The 19,333-nt window shown below is 56.4% G+C and carries 22 protein-coding genes and 1 other annotated feature; of the genes, 6 read left to right on the top strand and 16 right to left on the bottom strand.

Translation table 11 applies throughout. The features are described 5' to 3' along the window. The 15 genes from ACR6AS_RS04630 to ACR6AS_RS04560 form a co-directional block, all read right to left on the bottom strand. Positions 1-1,452 (bottom strand): protein adenylyltransferase SelO, encoded by a 1,452-nt coding sequence (locus ACR6AS_RS04630; protein ID WP_434161287.1) that lies wholly within the window; start codon positions 1,450-1,452, stop codon positions 1-3. 79 nt (positions 1,453-1,531) lie between these two features. Then, positions 1,532-2,278: an EAL domain-containing protein gene (locus tag ACR6AS_RS04625; RefSeq protein WP_111139085.1), complete on the bottom strand. Its 747-nt coding sequence runs from the start codon at positions 2,276-2,278 to the stop codon at positions 1,532-1,534. A 294-nt stretch (positions 2,279-2,572) separates the two neighbouring features. Next, a complete protein-coding gene (locus tag ACR6AS_RS04620; protein WP_111139086.1) occupies positions 2,573-3,031 on the bottom strand; it encodes an NlpC/P60 family protein in 459 nt (152 codons plus the stop codon). A 68-nt stretch (positions 3,032-3,099) separates the two neighbouring features. Further along, positions 3,100-3,849 carry a vitamin B12 ABC transporter ATP-binding protein BtuD gene (gene btuD, locus ACR6AS_RS04615; RefSeq protein WP_111139087.1) on the bottom strand — a complete coding sequence of 250 codons (750 nt, stop codon included), beginning with the start codon at positions 3,847-3,849 and terminating at the stop codon, positions 3,100-3,102. Then, positions 3,850-4,395 (bottom strand): glutathione peroxidase, encoded by a 546-nt coding sequence (locus ACR6AS_RS04610; protein WP_111139088.1) that lies wholly within the window; start codon positions 4,393-4,395, stop codon positions 3,850-3,852. A 46-nt stretch (positions 4,396-4,441) separates the two neighbouring features. Further along, positions 4,442-5,425 (bottom strand): vitamin B12 ABC transporter permease BtuC, encoded by a 984-nt coding sequence (gene btuC / locus ACR6AS_RS04605; protein ID WP_111139112.1) that lies wholly within the window; start codon positions 5,423-5,425, stop codon positions 4,442-4,444. 158 nt (positions 5,426-5,583) lie between these two features. After that, entirely contained in the window at positions 5,584-5,886 is a 303-nt protein-coding gene (gene ihfA / locus ACR6AS_RS04600) for an integration host factor subunit alpha (protein WP_003853259.1), read from the bottom strand. Between the two features lie 4 nt (positions 5,887-5,890). After that, positions 5,891-8,278, bottom strand: coding sequence for a phenylalanine--tRNA ligase subunit beta (pheT, locus tag ACR6AS_RS04595; protein ID WP_434161282.1), 2,388 nt, complete (start codon positions 8,276-8,278; stop codon positions 5,891-5,893). A 14-nt stretch (positions 8,279-8,292) separates the two neighbouring features. Next, positions 8,293-9,276, bottom strand: coding sequence for a phenylalanine--tRNA ligase subunit alpha (gene pheS, locus ACR6AS_RS04590; RefSeq protein ID WP_111139090.1), 984 nt, complete (start codon positions 9,274-9,276; stop codon positions 8,293-8,295). A 71-nt stretch (positions 9,277-9,347) separates the two neighbouring features. Further along, positions 9,348-9,473 (bottom strand) — a sequence feature (Phe leader region). Next, positions 9,424-9,468: a pheST operon leader peptide PheM gene (pheM, locus tag ACR6AS_RS04585; protein ID WP_106120997.1), complete on the bottom strand. Its 45-nt coding sequence runs from the start codon at positions 9,466-9,468 to the stop codon at positions 9,424-9,426. (Overlaps the previous feature by 45 nt.) Positions 9,474-9,591: 118 nt before the next feature. Next, positions 9,592-9,948, bottom strand: coding sequence for a 50S ribosomal protein L20 (gene rplT, locus ACR6AS_RS04580; protein WP_006118956.1), 357 nt, complete (start codon positions 9,946-9,948; stop codon positions 9,592-9,594). Positions 9,949-9,992: 44 nt separating this feature from the next. Then, positions 9,993-10,190 (bottom strand): 50S ribosomal protein L35, encoded by a 198-nt coding sequence (rpmI, locus tag ACR6AS_RS04575; RefSeq protein ID WP_004157374.1) that lies wholly within the window; start codon positions 10,188-10,190, stop codon positions 9,993-9,995. A gap of 99 nt (positions 10,191-10,289) precedes the next feature. Further along, a complete protein-coding gene (infC, locus tag ACR6AS_RS04570) occupies positions 10,290-10,841 on the bottom strand; it encodes a translation initiation factor IF-3 (RefSeq protein WP_111139091.1) in 552 nt (183 codons plus the stop codon). A gap of 3 nt (positions 10,842-10,844) precedes the next feature. Continuing rightward, positions 10,845-12,773, bottom strand: a complete 1,929-nt coding sequence (gene thrS, locus ACR6AS_RS04565) for a threonine--tRNA ligase (protein ID WP_111139092.1) — start codon at positions 12,771-12,773, stop codon at positions 10,845-10,847. Positions 12,774-13,015: 242 nt separating this feature from the next. Continuing rightward, complete coding sequence (locus ACR6AS_RS04560; protein WP_111139093.1) at positions 13,016-13,777, bottom strand: DUF481 domain-containing protein; 762 nt, start codon at positions 13,775-13,777, stop codon at positions 13,016-13,018. Between the two features lie 351 nt (positions 13,778-14,128). Here ACR6AS_RS04560 and ghoS point away from each other — a divergent pair, with 351 nt between their 5' ends. After that, positions 14,129-14,422, top strand: coding sequence for a type V toxin-antitoxin system endoribonuclease antitoxin GhoS (ghoS, locus tag ACR6AS_RS04555; protein ID WP_111139094.1), 294 nt, complete (start codon positions 14,129-14,131; stop codon positions 14,420-14,422). 103 nt (positions 14,423-14,525) lie between these two features. Next, complete coding sequence (locus ACR6AS_RS04550; RefSeq protein ID WP_111139095.1) at positions 14,526-15,419, top strand: fructosamine kinase family protein; 894 nt, start codon at positions 14,526-14,528, stop codon at positions 15,417-15,419. A gap of 12 nt (positions 15,420-15,431) precedes the next feature. Here ACR6AS_RS04550 and ACR6AS_RS04545 read toward each other — a convergent pair whose 3' ends face one another. Further along, the gene (locus ACR6AS_RS04545; protein ID WP_039391793.1) at positions 15,432-15,968 is read right to left on the bottom strand and encodes a YniB family protein; all 537 of its coding nucleotides are present in this window, start codon (positions 15,966-15,968) and stop codon (positions 15,432-15,434) included. A 144-nt stretch (positions 15,969-16,112) separates the two neighbouring features. Between ACR6AS_RS04545 and hxpB the strand changes: the two genes are divergently transcribed. The 4 genes from hxpB (at position 16,113) to ACR6AS_RS04525 (ending at position 19,302) form a co-directional block, all read left to right on the top strand. Then, positions 16,113-16,781, top strand: a complete 669-nt coding sequence (hxpB, locus tag ACR6AS_RS04540; protein WP_111139096.1) for a hexitol phosphatase HxpB — start codon at positions 16,113-16,115, stop codon at positions 16,779-16,781. 174 nt (positions 16,782-16,955) lie between these two features. After that, the gene (kduI, locus tag ACR6AS_RS04535) at positions 16,956-17,792 is read left to right on the top strand and encodes a 5-dehydro-4-deoxy-D-glucuronate isomerase (RefSeq protein WP_111139097.1); all 837 of its coding nucleotides are present in this window, start codon (positions 16,956-16,958) and stop codon (positions 17,790-17,792) included. A gap of 17 nt (positions 17,793-17,809) precedes the next feature. Beyond that, positions 17,810-18,571, top strand: coding sequence for a 2-dehydro-3-deoxy-D-gluconate 5-dehydrogenase KduD (kduD, locus tag ACR6AS_RS04530; RefSeq protein WP_111139098.1), 762 nt, complete (start codon positions 17,810-17,812; stop codon positions 18,569-18,571). 140 nt (positions 18,572-18,711) lie between these two features. Beyond that, positions 18,712-19,302: a metal-dependent hydrolase gene (locus ACR6AS_RS04525; protein WP_111139099.1), complete on the top strand. Its 591-nt coding sequence runs from the start codon at positions 18,712-18,714 to the stop codon at positions 19,300-19,302. The last annotated feature ends 31 nt before the right edge of the window (positions 19,303-19,333 follow it).

Here is a 19,333-nt window from a genome sequence, read left to right as displayed (position 1 = left end):
TCAGCTGGAGCAGCTCACCGCTAAGGTTTTGCCCCACTCCGGCGGCCGCTGACGATATTCAGTGGCCGTCCGATCGCTGAAGGGGTGCTGCAGCGCCTGGTGCAGCCGTGCCAGCGCGCCCTGCTCACCCCGTTCGGCCTCTTCAATCGCCTGCTGGGCCAGATAGTTGCGCAGGATCACCGCCGGGTTCGCGGCTTTCATGACCGCCTGCCGTTCCGCATCGCTGACCTGCTCGTCCAGCAGGCGGCGGCGATACCCCTCATACCAGCGGTCAAACGCCTCACGATCGATAAACTCATCACGCAGCGGTGAGCGGCTTTCCCCCTGCTGCGTCTCGCTCAGCAGCCGGAACGTCAGCGTGTAGTCGCTGTGCTCCTGGGTCATCAGCGCCAGCAGATCGGTCAGAATCTGATTGTCACTGCTCTGCGGCGTCAGTAAACCGAGCTTCGCCCGCATCCGTTCGCCCCAGACCCGCATCAGTTCAGGTTCATAGGCGCTCAGTGCCGCTCGCAGCTGGTCGGTAGTCAGCAGACCCGATAACGCATGCGCCAGACGGTTAAGATTCCACAGGCCGATCATCGGCTGATTTTCAAAACTGTAGCGGCCCTGATAGTCGCTGTGATTGCAGATGAAGTCGGGCTGATAATCATCCAGAAAACCAAAGGGGCCATAGTCGAGGGTCAGGCCGAGGATAGACATGTTGTCGGTGTTCATGACTCCATGCGCGAAACCGACGCTCTGCCACAACGCGATGAGCCGCGCGGTGCGCAGCACGATGTCGGTAAACCACTGCTGATAGCGATCGGCTTCCTCTGTCAGATGCGGCCAGTGATGGCGAATGGCATAGTCGGCCAGCTGCTGCACTTTCTCCGGCTGCTGACCGTAAAAGAAGTGTTCGAAATGGCCGAAACGCAGATGGCTCGGAGAGATGCGCATCAGCATCGCCCCGCGTTCGGTGGTTTCGCGGTAGACCGGCTCGTCGCCGATCGAGAGCGTGAGTGCGCGGGTGGTCGGAATGCCCAGGTGGTGCAGCGCTTCCGATGCCAGAAACTCGCGCACGCTGGAGCGGATGACCGCCCGGCCGTCGCCCATCCGGGAGTAAGGCGTCAGGCCCGCGCCCTTGAGATGCCAGTCCAGTTTACTGCCATCTTCGAGACGCTGCTCGCCCAGCAGAATGCCGCGCCCGTCGCCAAGCTGCCCTGCCCAGACGCCAAACTGATGACCGCTGTAAACCTGCGCCAGCGGCTGCATGCCCGGCAGCAGATCCGCGCCATGCCAGACGTTGTGGCCCTGGCCCGCGAACAGCGCGCTGTCCAGGCCCATCTCAGCAGCGAGCGGCGCATTGTGATAGAGCAGGCGTCCACCGGCCAGCGGCGTGGGGTTGAGTGCGGTGTAATTCCCGGCAAGCTCACGGAACCAGGTGTTGTCAAAGGTGACCTTGCGTGAGGACATTGTTTCTCCCATGCGATGCTCAGCGTTACTCAGGTTAGTCCCTTAGTGTAACGCCGATAGCGGGGATTAACAGGTTCTGTCAGCCGGGGTGGCGTGAAGAAGGCTGCCGATCGTCGGCGCAGAGCAGCGAATGCAGGGCATCCGATTTGACGACCGGGAAGAGCGCCCCCTGGAAAACGGCGCCGCTCAGCTGGCTGACTTTATCCAGCAGCACCTCGTCGTCAACGCCACAAATAATCAGCTGATCGCAATGGGCGCGGAAATTATCGATAATGCTCTGAATAAACGGCACGAATGAGGCACGTTTGGCCAGCGAATGAATAAATTCCTTATCCAGGCAGATACAGCTGAATAAATTATCGTAGACCGCATTGGAAGGACTCTTGCCCGCACCGAAATGAGAAAGTGCCAAATTAAACTCAGCCGCAAGGCTCGCCAGCAACGCATTATTTTTGCCAAGCCGGAGTTGCGGAAACGCTTCAGTGATATTCAGCAGAATGAAGGGCAGCTGTTTTAATTTGCGCATCACCAGCTCGCTGGCCAGCAGCGTACGGGCCAGGTTTTCATCAATGCGTATAAATGCGGAAACCGAATGCGCTTCGAATACGCCGCGATACTGCTCCAGCAATCCGATCTGACTTTGCAGCAGACGCAGCTGCTGCGACTCATCGAGCTGCGGCAACAGCAGCTCCTGCGGCAGGGTGATGGGTGCACTCTCATGCACAAACTGCGTAACCAGCTCGACAGCGGTCAACCGTCCGTCAACGTCACAGACAGGATAGAACCAGATTTCCGACTGATAGTCGGCCGAGAGATGAATTTTCATTTTAATGCCAGAATATGCGGCGATGGAGATATCGTATAGGAATGGTCAGTTGCAGGCAATAGTGCCAAATCATTGAAGAGATGAACTTCTTTAGCCTTCCATTGCCGTTTGCCGGTTCGCTGTAACGCTTAAGCCAAATAGTAAGGCTAAAAGTGTACTTATTAACGGAATTAACGCCGCCCTTATTATGCTTAATAAAACTCAGGTTCAATAACTGTCATTTAAAATAAAACTTATGACCGCTGTTTTACCTCTATTTAAAATTGGACTTAAGTCTGATTCGGCAGTACTGGTTTATATGCGACGCGCCTGCCAGAACACTTTCCGCCAGTAAACATTGTCCAGTGAGGATCGGGTCACACCCTGACTGGTTGAGGCGTGAATAAACGCATTGTCACTGTCATAGATCCCCACATGCAGGCCATTCTCACCGCGTCCGGTTTTAAAAAAGACCAGATCGCCGGGCAGCAGCTCATCTTTGCTGATGCGCGTGCCGATGTCACTTTGGGCGGAGGTAGTGCGCGGCAGCTGCAGCGCAAACCTGTCGCGGAACGTCAGATAGACAAACCCGGAGCAGTCGACACCCTGGCGGCTCATGCCGCCATAGCGGTATGGCGTGCCGTGCCAGTTCCCGAGCTGATCGTTCAGTTCTGCAATCACGGTTATCGAATCGGAAAGACGGCCATTCACTGGCGGGGCGTGATGAGTGCACCCCGTCAGCAGCAGCACTAAAATCAGCAAACCCAGGCGCATCGCCAAATATCCTTATCAGAAATCGCAACCGGCTTAATGTAGCGGTAAAGCCCGCGGTGTAGCAAGTGTCAGGGCAACACGGTCAGCACGGTTCGCCCTTCCAGCTCAAGTTGCCGGAAAGTGATCTGATAGAGCGGTGTCAGGCGCTGTGGCGTCAGAACCGCTGCCGGTTCGCCCTGCGCAATCAGCTGCCCCCGATCCATCAGCCAGACCCGATCGGCCCGTTGCAGGCTGTGGTTAAGATCGTGGCTGCTGGCCACCACGCTGATGCCCGCCGCGCATAACTCTGCTATCAGATCGTCCACGGCTTTTTGCTGACCGATGTCCAGCGCGGTCATCGGCTCGTCAAGTATCAACAGCCGTCCCTGCGGATTGATCCGGGGATCGATCTGCAGGCAGACCGCCGCCAGCCTGACGCGCTGCCATTCACCACCGGAGAGCCGTGTCAGGGAACGGGAGAGTTTATCCTGCAGCTGAAGCCGTTGCAGCAGCGCGCCGAGCCGGGCATCGGCCTGCGGCCCTGCCTGTTTAAGATGCAGACGTAAATAGTGCCAGACCGGCATCTGGCTCAGCGGAACCTGCTGCTGGGGCAACCAGCCACGAACGCTGGCCAGCGCCGCACCCTGCCACTCCGCCAGCGGCCGGTCATCCAGCACGACCGAACCGGCGGCAGGTTGCAGTCCCGCTAACACACTCAGCAGCGTGCTCTTGCCTGCACCGTTAGGGCCTGCGACGTGCAGCAGCTGGCCCGCGGCGATTTCACCGCTCAGTGACAGCAGCCTTCCAGGAACAGCCGCCTGGTGCAGGCGCAGCAGCATCTACTTCGCCAGAGCCTGCTTAATGGTTTCCAGAATGATCGGATCTTCCGGCGTCATGTCCGGCGCAAAGCGCTGGATGACGCTGCCGTCCCGGCCAATCAGAAACTTTTCGAAGTTCCACAGGATGTCGCCTGGCGCTTTTGGCGCACGCCCTTTGCTTTCCATCCGCTCGTAAAAGCCGCTGCCTTCCGGACGGACCGCCTCTGGCCGCGCGGCAATCAGCTGAGCAAAGAGCGGATGACGCTCCGGGCCGTTGACCTCGGTCTTAGCAAACAGCGGAAAGGTCACACCATAGGTGGTGCTGCAGAACGTTTTGATCTCTTCGCTGCTGCCGGGCTCCTGCTCAAGAAACTGATTGCAGGGAAAGCCGAGCACGCTGAAGCCGTGATCCTGCCAGGCTTTCTGCAGATTCTCCAGCTCTTCATATTGCGGTGTCAGGCCACATTTCGATGCCACATTAACCACCAGCAGCACTTTGCCCTGCCATTGGGCCAGCGTGGTTTTTTCTCCATCGATCGTAACCAGTTCAGTCTGATAAATGTTCATATAAGTTCCTTGGATTCAGTTGTGGATGCAGAGTCGCCAGCCGGAACTAGCGAGAAGATTTCACCAGTAAAAGAATAAACAGCGGAGCGCCCAGCGTGGCGGTAACCACCCCTATCGGCAGCTCCGCCGAGGTCAGCGCCAGCCGCGCCACAATATCGGCGGCCAGCAGCACGCCCGCCCCCGCCAGCGCGGAGGCGGGCAGCAGATAGCGGTGGTCGCTGAGGCCACTCAGACGCAGCAGATGCGGAATAACCAGCCCGACAAAGCCAATGGCCCCTGCCATCGCCACGCTGATCCCCGTCAGCCAGCCCATCGCCAGCACCAGCAGATTACGCCAGCCGAACAGCGAGAGCCCGAGCTGACGGGCGGAGGTTTCCCCCAGGGCCAGCAGATTGAGAGCCGGGCCGGTTGCGCTCAGGGCCAGCATCACCGGCAACAGCGCCAGCATCATCCAGCCATAGCGCCAGTCAACCCCGCTGAATCCCCCCATCATCCAGTACATCAGCTGACGCAGATCGAGACTGGTGCTGAAGTAGACCGCCCAGGTCATGATAGCGCTGCAGATAATCCCCAGCGCCACGCCGGTGAGTAACAGCCGCGTCGTCGAAAGCTGGCGATGCGCAAAATGCAGCAGGATCAGCGTAATGACCAGCGCCCCGGCAATTGCGGCAAGCGCGAGGCTCCACAATGACCCGCTACCCAGCAGCACGCCGAGCACCAGGCCAATACCGGCCCCATTCGAGACGCCCAGCAGGCCAGGCTCGGCCAGCGGGTTGGTAAACAGCGCCTGCATCACCACGCCGCACATCGCCAGCGAGGCGCCAACCAGCACCACCGCCAGGCTGCGGGGCAACCGTAACTCCCAGACAAAGAGCCGGCTACTTTCGGTAAGCCAGTGTGAAGGCACAATCCAGCTGTCTCCTGCGCAGAGGCTGAGACAGAGCAGTGCAGAGAGCATCAGGGCTAGCGCCATCAGCCATTTCTGGCCGCGCCGGTCGGCCTGACGCGCGAGCTGGTCGAGCAGAGACATAAGCGGGATACGCTGAGAAAACAGAGATTTGATTGTAGAGGGATTGCAGAAAAAAGAAAGGTGGGTGCGCCGGAAGGCTGTCAGGATGGCGGGCGCGGCATGATGGCGGATAACCATGAAAAAAGGCCGCTTGCGCGGCCTTTTTGAAACGCTGAAATTCAGTCAGTCTCTTTGGGTGTAGCGTTCTCTACGCGGCTTTTCAGCTTCTGCCCTGGGCGGAACGTTACTACGCGACGCGCAGTAATCGGAATATCTTCACCCGTTTTCGGGTTTCTGCCAGGACGCTGGTTCTTGTCACGCAGGTCGAAATTACCAAACCCAGACAGTTTAACCTGTTCTCCGTTCTCCAAAGCGCGACGTACCTCTTCGAAAAACAGCTCTACTAACTCTTTGGCATCGCGTTTGCTCAGCCCGAGTTTCTCAAACAGGTACTCTGACATCTCAGCTTTTGTAAGCGCCATAGGTTCAATCCCTCAAGGTTGCCTGGAATCGCTCTTTTAATGCCGCAACGCATTTGCCAACGGTCGCGGCAATCTCCTCTTCTTCGAGTGTCCGGCTGGTATCCTGCAAAATCAGGCTGATTGCGAGGCTCTTGTAGCCCTCAGAAACGCCCTTACCGCGGTACACGTCAAACAAGTTTACGCCAACTACCTGATTTACGCCAACTTTCTTACACTCCGCAATGATATCTGCTGCTGGCACGTTTTCGGCCACTACAACCGCAATATCACGACGGTTCGCCGGGAAGCGAGAAATCTCGCGCGCGTCAGGCAGGACGCGGTCTGCGACCTTATTCCAAAGCAGTTCAAAGACTAAGGTGCGGCCGTTGAGATCAAGCTTACGTTCCAGCTCAGGATGAACCACGCCGATAAATCCGATTTTTTCATCGTGCAGATAAATCGCCGCGCTCTGGCCTGGATGCAGGGCCGGATTCACTTCAGCGCGGAAGCTGATTTCATCCAGTTTGCCGGTTAAATCGAGCAGCGACTCTAAATCGCCTTTTAAATCATAGAAGTCAACTGTCTGACGCGCCAGATCCCAGTGCTCTTCCACACGGTTACCGCTGATGACACCAGCCAGCATAAGATCCTGACGGATGCCTAAATCAGCCTGTGTATCCGGCACAAAGCGCAGACCGCTCTCAAACAGACGCACGCGGCTCTGCTGGCGATTCTGGTTATAGACCACCGCGCTGAGCAGGCCGGTCCAGAGCGAGAGGCGCATGGTCGACATATCGCTGGAGATCGGGCTGGGCAGCAGCAGCGCCTCTTCGCCCGGATGCAGCAGCTGCTGAATTTTTGGATCCACGAAGCTATAGGTAATCGCTTCCTGATAGCCTTTATCCACCAGCAGGTTTTTAGCGCGTTTCAGTGACAGGTTCGCTTCGCGATGACGGGTCATTACCAGGCCCGCCTGCACCGGCACATCCGGAATGTTGTTGTAGCCGTAGACACGGGCCACCTCTTCAACCAGATCTTCCTCGATCGCCATGTCGAAACGCCAGCTCGGTGCCACAGCCTGCCACTCGCCCTGGCCCACGGTGACCTCGCAGCCGAGACGCGTCAGGATGTCGGTGACCTGCTCATCGGCGATGACATGACCAATCAGACGATCCAGTTTTTCGCGGCGCAGCGTAATAGTCGCCGGAACCGGGAGTGCGGCCTGGTGAGTCTGATCGATGATCGGACCCGCTTCACCGCCGCAGATCGACAGCAGCAGCGCGGTGGCACGCTCAATTGCCCTATGCTGCAGCGCCGGATCAACGCCACGCTCATAGCGGTGTGACGCATCGGTATGCAGACCGTGACGGCGGGCGCGGCCGGTAATGGAGAGCGGATCGAAGTAAGCGCACTCAAACAGGATGTTACGGGTTTCGCCGTTCACACCGGAATGTTCACCGCCGAAGATACCGGCCATCGCCAGCGCCTGCTGATGATCGGCGATCACCAGCGTATCTGCCTGCAGGCTGGCTTCGGTGCCATCCAGCAGCGTCAGCTTCTCACCCTCTTTCGCCATCCGCACCACGATGCCGCCGTTGATGCGGTCGAGGTCGAAAGCGTGCATCGGCTGACCCAGCTCCAGCAGAACATAGTTGGTGATATCGACGACCGGATCGATCGAGCGAATGCCACAGCGGCGCAGCTTCTCTTTCATCCAGAGTGGCGTGGCCGCCGCGACGTTAATTCCTTTGACAACACGGCCCAGGTAGCGCGGACAGGCGTCTGTCGCCTCGACCTGAATCGGGAAGGTGTCGTTCAGGGTGGCCGCAACCGGCTGCATTTCAGGCACGTTCAGCGGTAAACCATTAAGTACCGCAACGTCACGGGCAATCCCGATCAGACCCAGGCAGTCGGCGCGGTTAGGCGTGACGCTGATCTCGATGGTGTTGTCATCCAGCTGCAGGTATTCACGGATGTCGGTGCCAATCGGCGCATCAGCTGGCAGTTCGATGATGCCATTATGGTCGTCGGAAATACCCAGCTCGGAGAAGGAGCAGAGCATCCCCTCAGAGGGTTCGCCACGCAGTTTGGCCGCTTTGATTTTAAAATCACCCGGCAGCACCGCACCCACGGTCGCCACGGCGACTTTCAGTCCCTGGCGGCAGTTCGGCGCACCACAGACGATGTCCAGCAGGCGATCGCCGCCCACGTTGATTTTGGTGACACGCAGTTTGTCGGCATTCGGGTGCTGACCGCACTCCACCACTTCACCGACCACGACGCCGTGGAACGCACCGGCAACACCCTCTACACCGTCCACTTCCAGACCGGCCATGGTGATTTGTTCAGACAGCGCGGCGCTGTCCAGGGCTGGATTTACCCATTCGCGTAACCAGAGTTCACTGAATTTCATTGGATAACCTGCCCTTACTTAAATTGTTTGAGGAAACGTAAATCATTTTCGAAGAAGGCGCGCAGATCGGTCACGCCATAGCGCAACATGGTCAGACGCTCCATGCCCATTCCAAAGGCGAAGCCGGAATAAACTTCCGGGTCGATACCAACATTGCGCAGTACATTAGGATGGACCATGCCGCAACCCAGCACTTCCAGCCACTTGCCGTTTTTACCCATCACGTCCACCTCAGCGGAGGGTTCGGTAAACGGGAAATAGGAAGGACGGAAACGAATCTGCAAATCTTCTTCAAAGAAGTTATTCAGGAAATCGTGCAGCGTGCCTTTGAGGTTGGTGAAGCTGATATTTTTATCAACAATCAGCCCTTCCATCTGATGGAACATCGGCGTGTGGGTCTGATCGTAGTCGTTACGGTAGACGCGGCCCGGCGCAATGATGCGAATGGGTGGCTGCTGAGCCTGCATAGTACGGATCTGCACGCCAGAGGTCTGCGTGCGCAGCAGTCGGGTAGCATCGAACCAGAAGGTGTCATGATCGGCGCGCGCCGGATGGTGAGCAGGAATGTTCAGCGCATCAAAGTTATGGTAGTCATCTTCGATCTCTGGCCCGGTCATAACAGCAAAACCCAGCTCGCCAAAGAAGGTCTCAATGCGGTCCATGGTGCGGGTCACCGGATGCAGGCCACCGTTCTCAATACGACGCCCTGGCAGGGAAACATCAATGGTCTCCTGCGCCAGACGGGCATTCAGTACGTCGGCTTCGAGTGCCTCTTTGCGGGCATTCAGGCGATCGGTCACCTGCTGTTTGGCTTCGTTGATGACCGCACCCGCTGCAGGACGCTCCTCTGCTGGCAGCTCGCGTAATGTGGTCATCTGCAGTGTCAGATGGCCTTTCTTACCCAGATATTCGACGCGCACCGCGTCAAGGGCGGCGATATCTGTCGCCCCGTCGATGGCCGCCGTGGCGCTGGCCACCAGTTCTGCGAGTTGAGACATAATTTCCTCTTTTTCCAGTCAGGCTGGTCAGTTCTCGTTGGGACCTGCCGGTCCAATATGCTAGCGCCAGAAACAAAAAAGCCTCCACGAGGGAGGCTTTCAGCGCGATTTTTCGTTTCTTCTCTTATGCGCAAAAGCCCCCGGATATCAGGCGCTAAAGTAAAAAAAGAAACGGAAAATAGCAGCATTCATGCTTGCAGTTACCTTGTCATGCTCATACCGGGACACTATTGAAATGCGCAGCGGCGAAAATGTCAATCTTTTGCGTAGGTTACAGGCAATAAAAAAGGGAGCAAGCTCCCTTTTCTATCTGACTTACGCCAGAGCTGATTTCGCTTTTTCGACCAGTGCAGTGAATGCCACTTTGTCGAATACAGCGATGTCGGCCAGGATCTTACGGTCGATCTCAATGGCTGCTTTTTTCAGACCATTGATGAAACGGCTGTAAGACATACCGTTCTGACGTGCCGCTGCGTTGATACGCGCGATCCACAGCTGACGGAACTGACGCTTACGCTGACGACGGTCACGGTAAGCATACTGACCAGCTTTGATAACAGCCTGGAAAGCAACACGGTAAACACGTGAACGTGCACCGTAATAGCCTTTAGCTTGTTTTAAGATTTTTTTGTGACGTGCGCGAGCAACTACACCACGTTTTACACGAGCCATTTAGCTCTCCTGTTTAATATTCTGAATTAATGAAAAAAATTTACTTATGCGTACGGCAGGCAGGCAATAACCAGACCCAGATCGCCTTTTGACACCATGCCTTTAGGGCGCAGGTGACGTTTACGCTTAGTAGATTTCTTCGTCAGAATATGACGCAGGTTTGCGTGTTTACGCTTGAAGCCGCCAGAAGCGGTCTTCTTGAAGCGCTTAGCCGCGCCACGTACAGTTTTAATCTTTGGCATTTTAAAAATATCCACTTCGCATTGTTGATAACATGACCCAGACAGGCGAACACATCACCGCACAGCGCGAACGCTGCACGGCAATGGCTACTTGAAAGCCTACTGTTTCTTCTTAGGAGCGAGCACCATGATCATCTGGCGGCCTTCGATCTTCGAAGGGAAGGATTCGACAATGGCCAAATCCAGATCTTCACACAGGTCTTTACGGACGCGGTTAAGCACTTCCATACCGATCTGCTGGTGCGCCATCTCACGACCGCGGAAGCGGAGCGTGATTTTGGCTTTATCGCCATCTTCCAGAAAGCGAATCAGGTTGCGTAGTTTGACCTGATAGTCGCCATCATCGGTTCCAGGACGGAATTTAATTTCCTTAACCTGAATAACTTTTTGCTTCTTCTTCTGTTCCTTAGAAGATTTGCTTTTTTCATAGAGGAACTTGCCGTAATCCATGATGCGGCAAACCGGCGGTTCGGCATTCGGACTGATCTCGACGAGATCGGCACCCGATTCCTCGGCTTTTTCCAATGCTTCGCGTAATGTGACAATGCCAATCGGCTCGCCATCCATGCCCGTTAAGCGCACTTCTGTTGCGCGGATTTCACTGTTAATTTTGTTCGGACGCGTCGGTAGTACTCGTTTTCCGCCTTTAATACTTTATTCCTCCAATTGGTGAAGATTGCGGCTGCGAATCTCTTGTTGCAGCTTCTCAACAAACAGATCAACATCCAGCGACCCCAGGTCTTTACCACGGCGGGTGCGAACGGCAACTTTGCCAGCTTCCACCTCTTTATCACCGCAGACCAGCATATAAGGGACGCGACGTAATGTGTGCTCGCGGATTTTAAAGCCTATCTTCTCATTTCTCAAGTCTGCCTTCACACGAATGCCAGCATTCTGCAACTTACGTGTCAAAGACTCAACATATTCTGCCTGTCCGTCGGTAATATTCATCACCACGACCTGCAGCGGTGCCAGCCAGGTTGGGAAGAAACCGGCGAACTCTTCGGTCAGAATCCCGATGAAGCGCTCCATCGACCCCAGAATCGCACGGTGAATCATCACTGGCGTCTGACGATCGTTGTTTTCACCCACATAGGTTGCTTCAAGGCGTTTTGGCAGGGAGAAGTCTAGCTGAACTGTGCCGCACTGCCAGGCGCGATCGAGACAATCGTACAACGTGAACTCAATTTTAGGGCCGTAGAACGCGCCCTCACCCGGCTGATACTCAAACTCAATGTTGTTTTCGTTCAGGGCCGCCGCCAGGTCTTCCTCGGCACGATCCCACATCTCGTCAGTGCCGATACGCTTCTCAGGACGGGTAGAAAGTTTCACCACAATCTTTTCAAAGCCGAAGGTGCTGTACATGTCATAAACCATGCGGATACAGCTGTTCACTTCGTCACGCACCTGTTCTTCTGTACAGAAGACGTGTGCATCATCCTGAGTGAAGCCACGAACGCGCATCAGACCGTGCAGCGCACCCGATGGCTCGTTACGGTGACAGCTACCGAACTCCGCCATACGCAGCGGCAGATCGCGGTACGATTTCAGACCCTGATTAAAGATCTGAACGTGACCCGGACAGTTCATCGGTTTAATGCAATATTCACGGTTCTCTGAAGAGGTGGTGAACATCGCCTCTTTGTAGTTTTCCCAGTGGCCGGTTTTTTCCCACAGGACGCGGTCCATCATGAACGGACCTTTTACTTCCTGATACTGGTACTCTTTCAGCTTACTGCGGACAAACACTTCCAGCTCGCGGAAGATGGTCCAGCCGTCGTTGTGCCAGAAGACCATGCCCGGGGCTTCTTCCTGCATATGGTAGAGATCCAGCTGCTTACCAATCTTGCGATGGTCACGCTTCGCCGCCTCTTCCAGACGCTGCAGATAGGCCGCGAGCTGCTTTTTGTCTGCCCATGCGGTGCCATAAATACGCTGCAGCATTTTATTGCTGCTGTCGCCGCGCCAGTAGGCACCGGAGATTTTCTGCAGTTTAAAATGGTGACAGAACCGCATGTTCGGCACGTGCGGACCGCGGCACATGTCGATATATTCTTCGTGATGATAGAGGCCAGGCTTGTCGTCGTGGCTGATGTTTTCATCAAGAATGGTGGTTTTATAGATTTCGCCACGCGCCGCAAAGACATCACGCGCTTCCTGCCAGCTGACTTTTTTCTTCACCACATCGTAGTTGGTCTCAGCCAGCTGATGCATGCGTTTTTCCAGCAGGTCGATATCTTCCTGAGTCAGCGTGCGGTCGATGTCGACATCATAATAGAAGCCGTTATCGATAACCGGGCCAATCGCCATTTTGGTATCGGGCCACAGCTGCTTGATCGCATGCCCTAACAGGTGCGCACAGGAGTGGCGGATGATTTCCAGACCCGCTTCGTCTTTAGCGGTAATGATCGCAACGGCGGCGTCTTCGGTAATGGGATCGACAGCATCAACCAGTTCTCCGTTGACCCGACCCGCGATACAGGCCTTTGCCAGACCGGGACCGATATCCAGTGCAATATCCATCACACTGACAGGGCGGTCAAACACGCGCTGGCTGCCATCAGGAAGCGTAATTACAGGCATTTCATATCCTTATTTGCAGTGGTAAGCCACACGAAAGCCTACATGCAATGTCATGAGAGGTTTGACCTGGCGTAATATCAGACCCACATTGTCGGAATATCGCCAGGCTCACAGTGCAGGCAGATAATAGCAGTTTTCCCCGGCGAGAAAAACCATCCCCTTTTTGCTAAGCCGTGGAGCGAACAAAAAAAAGCGGCCTGACACAATGTCAGGCCGCCGGGGATCCTGCCGCAAAAATGCGCTTACATCGCGTAAGAGAGCATGATTGAGGTTTTGGTATCGGTACGATCTGGCGCAGACTCCGCCGGATTGTTGTTCCAGGTGACGTTGTAGGCCAGCTTCAGCGCGAAGTGGCTGTTGATGGCAACCTGCAGACCGGTTTCGGAGTTAACCGTCGTATCTTCGCCGAAGCTGCTCAGTACGGAGACACCCTGAATAAATTTGGTGGTGTCGGTCAGCTGCCACTGGTAGCTGACTGCGCCGTAGCCCAGCGCTTTGGTCTGATGGCCACCCGCATGGTAATCGTCATAACGCACACCCGGACCGAATTCCGCACGCAGCGAGTGCACCGGGCCGTTCAGGATCTGACGACCGTAACCGGCGGTCAGGACATCGCGTGAGTCATAACCGTTGAAACGGTCGCTCAGCCAGCTCGCCTGACCAAACAGGTAGTCATAGGCGCTGACGTTGTAACGTGAACGACCGCCGATGTTGTAGGTCTCAGAAGAGCGCTCATCGTTGGACGAGGTGTTGGCTGCGTTACCCCACAAGCTGTACGCCATCGATGACTGATACCAGGTCATGTTGGTCTGGGCAGTCAGGGAAGAGCTGGTGGTGTTACCGGTTTGCGCCAGATAGCCCGCTGAAGCAGAACCTTCAAACGGCTTTTTCGCCGTGGAAGGGTCATCCATTGAGGTGAAGACGGCGTTATCGGCCAGTGCCTGATGACAAAAAGCTCCAGCGGAGAGCAAAAGAACAGCAGACAGCTTGTTATAGGCTTTCATTAAATATGATCCGAGCGACTGTTTAAAAAACGGAGAGTCTGAAGCGTTTTGCCAGCCATTCAATGCAATTTACGGTAAGTTTTGTAAAAAATTATTAACTTACAAAAAACGCCGATAATGCCCCTGGCAACCCGTGTTAATTGGGACTCATCTGATTAACGTCGCGCATTATAGTGCCGCCCGACCGAAAAGATAGCCGTTACGGCAGAAGATTTTTCAGCCTGCCTGGCGCACCGCTGACAGACCTTTACGCTGAGCGTCATCTCAGATGCGCGCCCTCGCCGCTGCCGTTCGCCTGTTTTTTCACCATGGTCTACGCTCAGTTCAGTTTCCTTTTCCCGGAGGTGCCTTATGAGCAACAGTGATCTGACCCGCTATATCGTAACCTTTCATTATCAGGAGTCGGGATTGAGTGACATCCTGGAGCTGACCAGCGCAATGACCGCCGCCGGGTTCAGCACCACGCTGATGGATGAAGAGGGCCATCCTCATGAACTGGGCACCAACAGTTATGGCATTGTCACGACCCTGACGGAAGAGGATCTGCGACAGCAGGTTACGGCAGCCGGTGAAAGTGTGCTGGGTCAGAAGCCTGACGTGACCCTGATGACCCTTGAGGCCTATCTGCACGACACCCCGCAGTAATGTTTTGTGACCCGGGCGCAGAATAAGGGGTGCCATCGCGCCGGTTTTGGTGAATATTCAGGCATACCATCGTACTTACGCAGCGAATAAAGAGGACAACCCTATGTGGTCAGCCATTAGTCGTCTGTTAAGCGAGCAGTTAGGCAACGCCGAAATCACGCAACGTCACGCCCTTGCGGGCGGCGATATCCATCCCACCTGGCATATCCGCTACGGTGATCACGACGTCTTTGTCAAAAGTAACAGCCGCGAGATGCTCTCACTCTTTACGTGGGAGGCCGATCAGCTGGCGTTGCTGGCGCGCACCGGCACGGTCCGGGTGCCGCAGGTCTATGGCGTGGGACATCACCGCGAAGAGAGCTTTCTGCTGATGGAGTATATCCGGCCGCAGCCGCTGGATGAGCAGAGTGCCTGGCAGCTGGGTCAGCAGCTGGCGCATCTTCATCAGTGGAGCGAACAGACCCAGTTTGGCCTCGATTTCGACAATAACATTACGACGACGCCGCAGCCCAACAGCTGGCTGCGGCGCTGGTCAGTGTTCTTTGCCGAGCAGCGTATCGGCTGGCAGCTGCAGCTAGCGGCGGAAAAAGGGCTTCACTACGGTGACACCGAACGGATCATCGCCTCGGTTCAGCGGGTGCTGGCGTCACATCATCCGCAGCCGTCGCTGCTGCATGGCGATCTCTGGCCGGCCAACTGCGCGAACAGCGCCAGCGGGCCCTGGCTGTTTGATCCCGCCTGCTACTGGGGCGACCGTGAGTGTGACCTGGCCATGCTGAGCTGGTTTCCCGACCTGCCCCGCCAGATTTACGAGGGCTATCAGGCGGTGTGGCCGCTGCCGGACGGTTTTTCGCAGCGTCTGCCGGTCTACCAGCTCTACTATCTGCTGAACCGGGCCAACGTGTTTGGCGGGCACTGGCCTGACGACGCACAGTTCGCCATTGACCAGTTGCTGGAAGAAGAGGCGTACAGCCTCCGTCAGGCCAAACCGGCCTGACGGCAACCGCAGTCAGATAAAGCCCAGCAGCGACAGCACAAAATATCCGGCTATCGCAATCACCACAGGCAGAACGTAAAGCGGGAAAATCTGCAGGAAGATGGTGTGACGGGGAACGCGCACCTTCTCTTCCAGCTGCTGGCGGCTGCGCCCTTCGCTGCCTTTGGCCTGCTCCAGAATCATCTGGTCCTCAATGCCCTCTTTCACATGACGCGCCTGGCGCCCCATCCGCGCACCGGAGGACTCCAGCGCCAGCCCGACAAAAATCAGGATGTAGATCAGCCAGAAGCCCAGGTTCATCTGTCCGTTAAATTCCGGCACCGGCGAGTTATGCCAGAAGACGTTCAGGAACGGCGTATTGAAGCGCAGCATATCGACGATGACATGCACAAAATCGAGCATCACCGCATCGATGCCCGGTTGCTTCTCACTGTGCTTAAACATAAAGCTTAAAACAGAAATAATGGTCGACAGCAGCGCCACTAAAAACAGCACCCAGCCCGCCACACGCTTGAGGATGGCGATGCGGCCAGCCTGTTGATAGGTCATATTCTCTCCTTTAGCCGGAATCCGGTTTGGCGTAAGTCTACCTGCCAATGGCGAAATTTCCCAAAAAAAGCGTGGCTGACCGGGTAGCGCGTGCGTCACCGGCGAAAGATGCTAAGGTAACGCCGACTTTATAAGGAGATGCCGATGCCCTATCACCGCCCTGTGCTCGCCGCCCTGTTTGATATGGATGGCTTACTGATCGACTCTGAACCGCTGTGGGATCAGGCCGAACTGGATATCTTTTCAACGCTGGATGTCGACCTGTCACGTCGCAGTGAACTGCCCGATACGCTGGGTCTGCGCATCGATCAGACTGTGCGGATGTGGTACGAAACGCTGCCGTGGCAGGGGCCTTCGCAGCAGGAAGTAACGGAACGAATTATTGCGCGCGCCATGACGCTGGTGGCGCAGACCCGGCCGCTGCTGCCGGGCGTGGAGACGGCCCTGCAGCTCTGTCGCGACCAGGGGCTGAAGATCGGCCTGGCCTCCGCCTCACCGCTCAGGATGCTGGAGCAGGTGCTGGAGATGTTTAATCTGCGGCACTATTTTGACGTGCTCTCTTCAGCTGAAGCCCTGCCATACAGCAAGCCGCATCCGCAGGTCTATCTCAACGCCGCTGACCGGCTGGCAATCGATCCGCTCAACTGCGTGACGCTGGAAGATTCGTTTAACGGCATGATCGCGACTAAAGCCGCGCGTATGCGGTCAATCGTGGTGCCCGCCGCGGAACATCGCGACGATCCCCGCTGGGCGCTGGCCGATGTGCGGCTGGCGAGCCTCAGCGAACTGACCCTGCACCATCTGCAGGGATAATCATCTGCCCGCCTGTGCGGGCTTTTTTTTGCCTGCTCTCCTCGCTTCATGATCCACGCCTCAAAAAAAAATAAAACATCGTTTCATTTTTATTGAATTACCTTCTCACTCTTCCTAAGATGCACCTGTTCCCCCTTCGGGGCATCGACACCCTGACCTGCAGAGAGGCCTGAGATGGAGATTCGACAAAGCATTCACAGCGATCACGCCAGACAGCTCGACACCGGGGCGCTGCGGCGTGCGTTCCTGATTGAGAAAATATTTAGCGCGGATGATTACACCCTGACCTACAGCCATATCGACCGCATCATCATTGGTGGCGTAATGCCGGTGAACAGGCCGGTCACGATAGGGGATGAGATGGGAAAACAGCTGGGCGTCAGCTATTTCCTCGAACGCCGCGAGCTGGGCGTGATTAATATCGGCGGGCCGGGTCAGGCAGAGGTTGACGGTAAAATATGGGAGATCGGGCACGAAGAGGCACTCTATATCGGCAAAGGCGCGCGCACTCTGCAGTTCCGCAGCCTGGATCCGGCCCGACCCGCCCGCTTTTATTACAACAGCGCGCCCGCGCACTGCACTTACCCGGACAGAAAGATCACGTTGTCTGAGGCGGCCAGCACCACACTGGGCGCTGCCGCGACCGCTAATCGTCGTACCATCCACAGGTTTATCGTGCCGGATGTCCTGCCCACCTGCCAGCTCACTATGGGTCTTACCAGACTGGAGGAGGGCAGCCTGTGGAACACCATGCCCTGTCACACCCATGAACGCCGTATGGAAGTCTATTTCTATTTCGATCTGCCTGAGGAGAGCGCGGTTTTCCACATGATGGGGGAGCCGCAGCAGACCCGTCATCTGCTGGTGCATAACGAACAGGCGGTGATCTCACCCAGCTGGTCCATCCATGCCGGAGTTGGCACGCAGTGTTACGCCTTCATCTGGGGCATGGTGGGCGAGAATCAGGTCTTTGAGGACATGGACCCCGTCAACATCAGCGCACTGCGCTGAGCAGAGGAGAATCATCTATGGTACTAAACAGCTTTGATTTAGCAGGTAAAGTGGCCATCGTGACCGGCTGTAACACCGGCCTGGGCCAGGGCATGGCGCGGGGGCTGGCGCAGGCTGGCTGCGACATTGTGGGCGTCAACCGCGCGGCGGCGGATGAAACGCAGCGTCAGGTTGAAGCGCTGGGCCGCCGTTTCTGGCCGGTGACGGCCGACCTGGTGCGCAGCGAGGTGGCCACGCAGGTCGTGGAACAGGCTGTCGCCGCCGCAGGCCGGATCGACATTCTGGTGAACAATGCTGGCATTATCCGCCGCGAAGATGCGCTTAATTTCAGCGTACAGGACTGGGATGATGTGATGAACATCAACAGCAAGTCCGTGTTTTTTCTGGCACAGCAGGCCGCACGCCGCTTTATCGCGCAGGGGGGCGGCGGCAAGATTATCAATATCGCATCAATGCTGTCGTTTCAGGGCGGCATCCGCGTGCCCTCCTATACCGCCTCGAAAAGCGCGGTGATGGGGCTGACCCGCCTGATGGCAAACGAATGGGCGAAGCATGGCATCAATGTCAACGCCATCGCACCGGGTTACATGGCGACCGACAACACTGAACAGCTGCGTAACGATGCGGCGCGCAGTGAAGAGATTCTGGGGCGCATTCCGGCGGGCCGCTGGGGCGTGCCTGAAGATATGATGGGCCCGGTGGTGTTTCTGGCCTCCTCCGCCTCGGATTACGTTAACGGCTATACCCTGGCGGTCGATGGCGGCTGGCTGGCGCGTTAATCATTTGCGCGGGCAGTGTTTCATCACTGTCCGCGATGTTAAAAATATTCATGCTTCGTTACAGCGTCACATGTTCTCATTTACTGGACAAATCCCTATACTGGATGCATCGACAGTTTTCTTTGCAACCAGGTTCTATCATGACGGGCGAAGGCCACATCATTTTTGCCATTGCCAGCGCTATTTTCGCAAAGCGTGCTGAGCTGACACCCGTTCTGGCGCAGGCCGACTGGTGGCATCTTGTTCCCTCAGCGCTGCTGACCTGTCTGCTGCCTGACATCGACCACCCTAAATCTCTGCTGGGACAGCGACTGCGCTGGCTCTCGCATCCGATTGCGCGGGCGTTCGGGCACCGGGGCTTTACCCATAGTCTGCTGGCGGTAGCCGCCGGATTGTGGCTTTTTCAGATAAACCTTCCCCAGTCGTCGCCAATACCGCCGGACGTGCTGCAGGGGCTGACGCTGGGCTATCTCAGCCATATCGTGGCCGACATGCTGACGCCCGCCGGGGTGCCGCTGCTGTGGCCCTGCCGCTGGCGCTTCCGCCTGCCGATTCTGCGCAGTCAGAAAGGAAATCAGCTGGAGCGGGCGCTGTGCCTGGGCCTGGTGGGCTATGCACTCTGGTTTCCGGTGGGGATGCCATCTTTTGGTGCAAACGGCTGGCCGACCCAGCTGTTTGATACGCTGCAGAATGGCGTCGGTCGGTTAATCTCCGCGCATCATGCGCAATAAATCAGCGTAAAACACCATTCAGTTATAAACC

Origin of the sequence: Pantoea phosphatilytica (assembly GCF_051025615.1) — a bacterium.
Lineage (GTDB): Bacteria > Pseudomonadota > Gammaproteobacteria > Enterobacterales > Enterobacteriaceae > Pantoea.
Note: the sequence above shows the minus strand (reverse complement) of the source record. Positions and strands in the feature narration are given on the sequence as shown.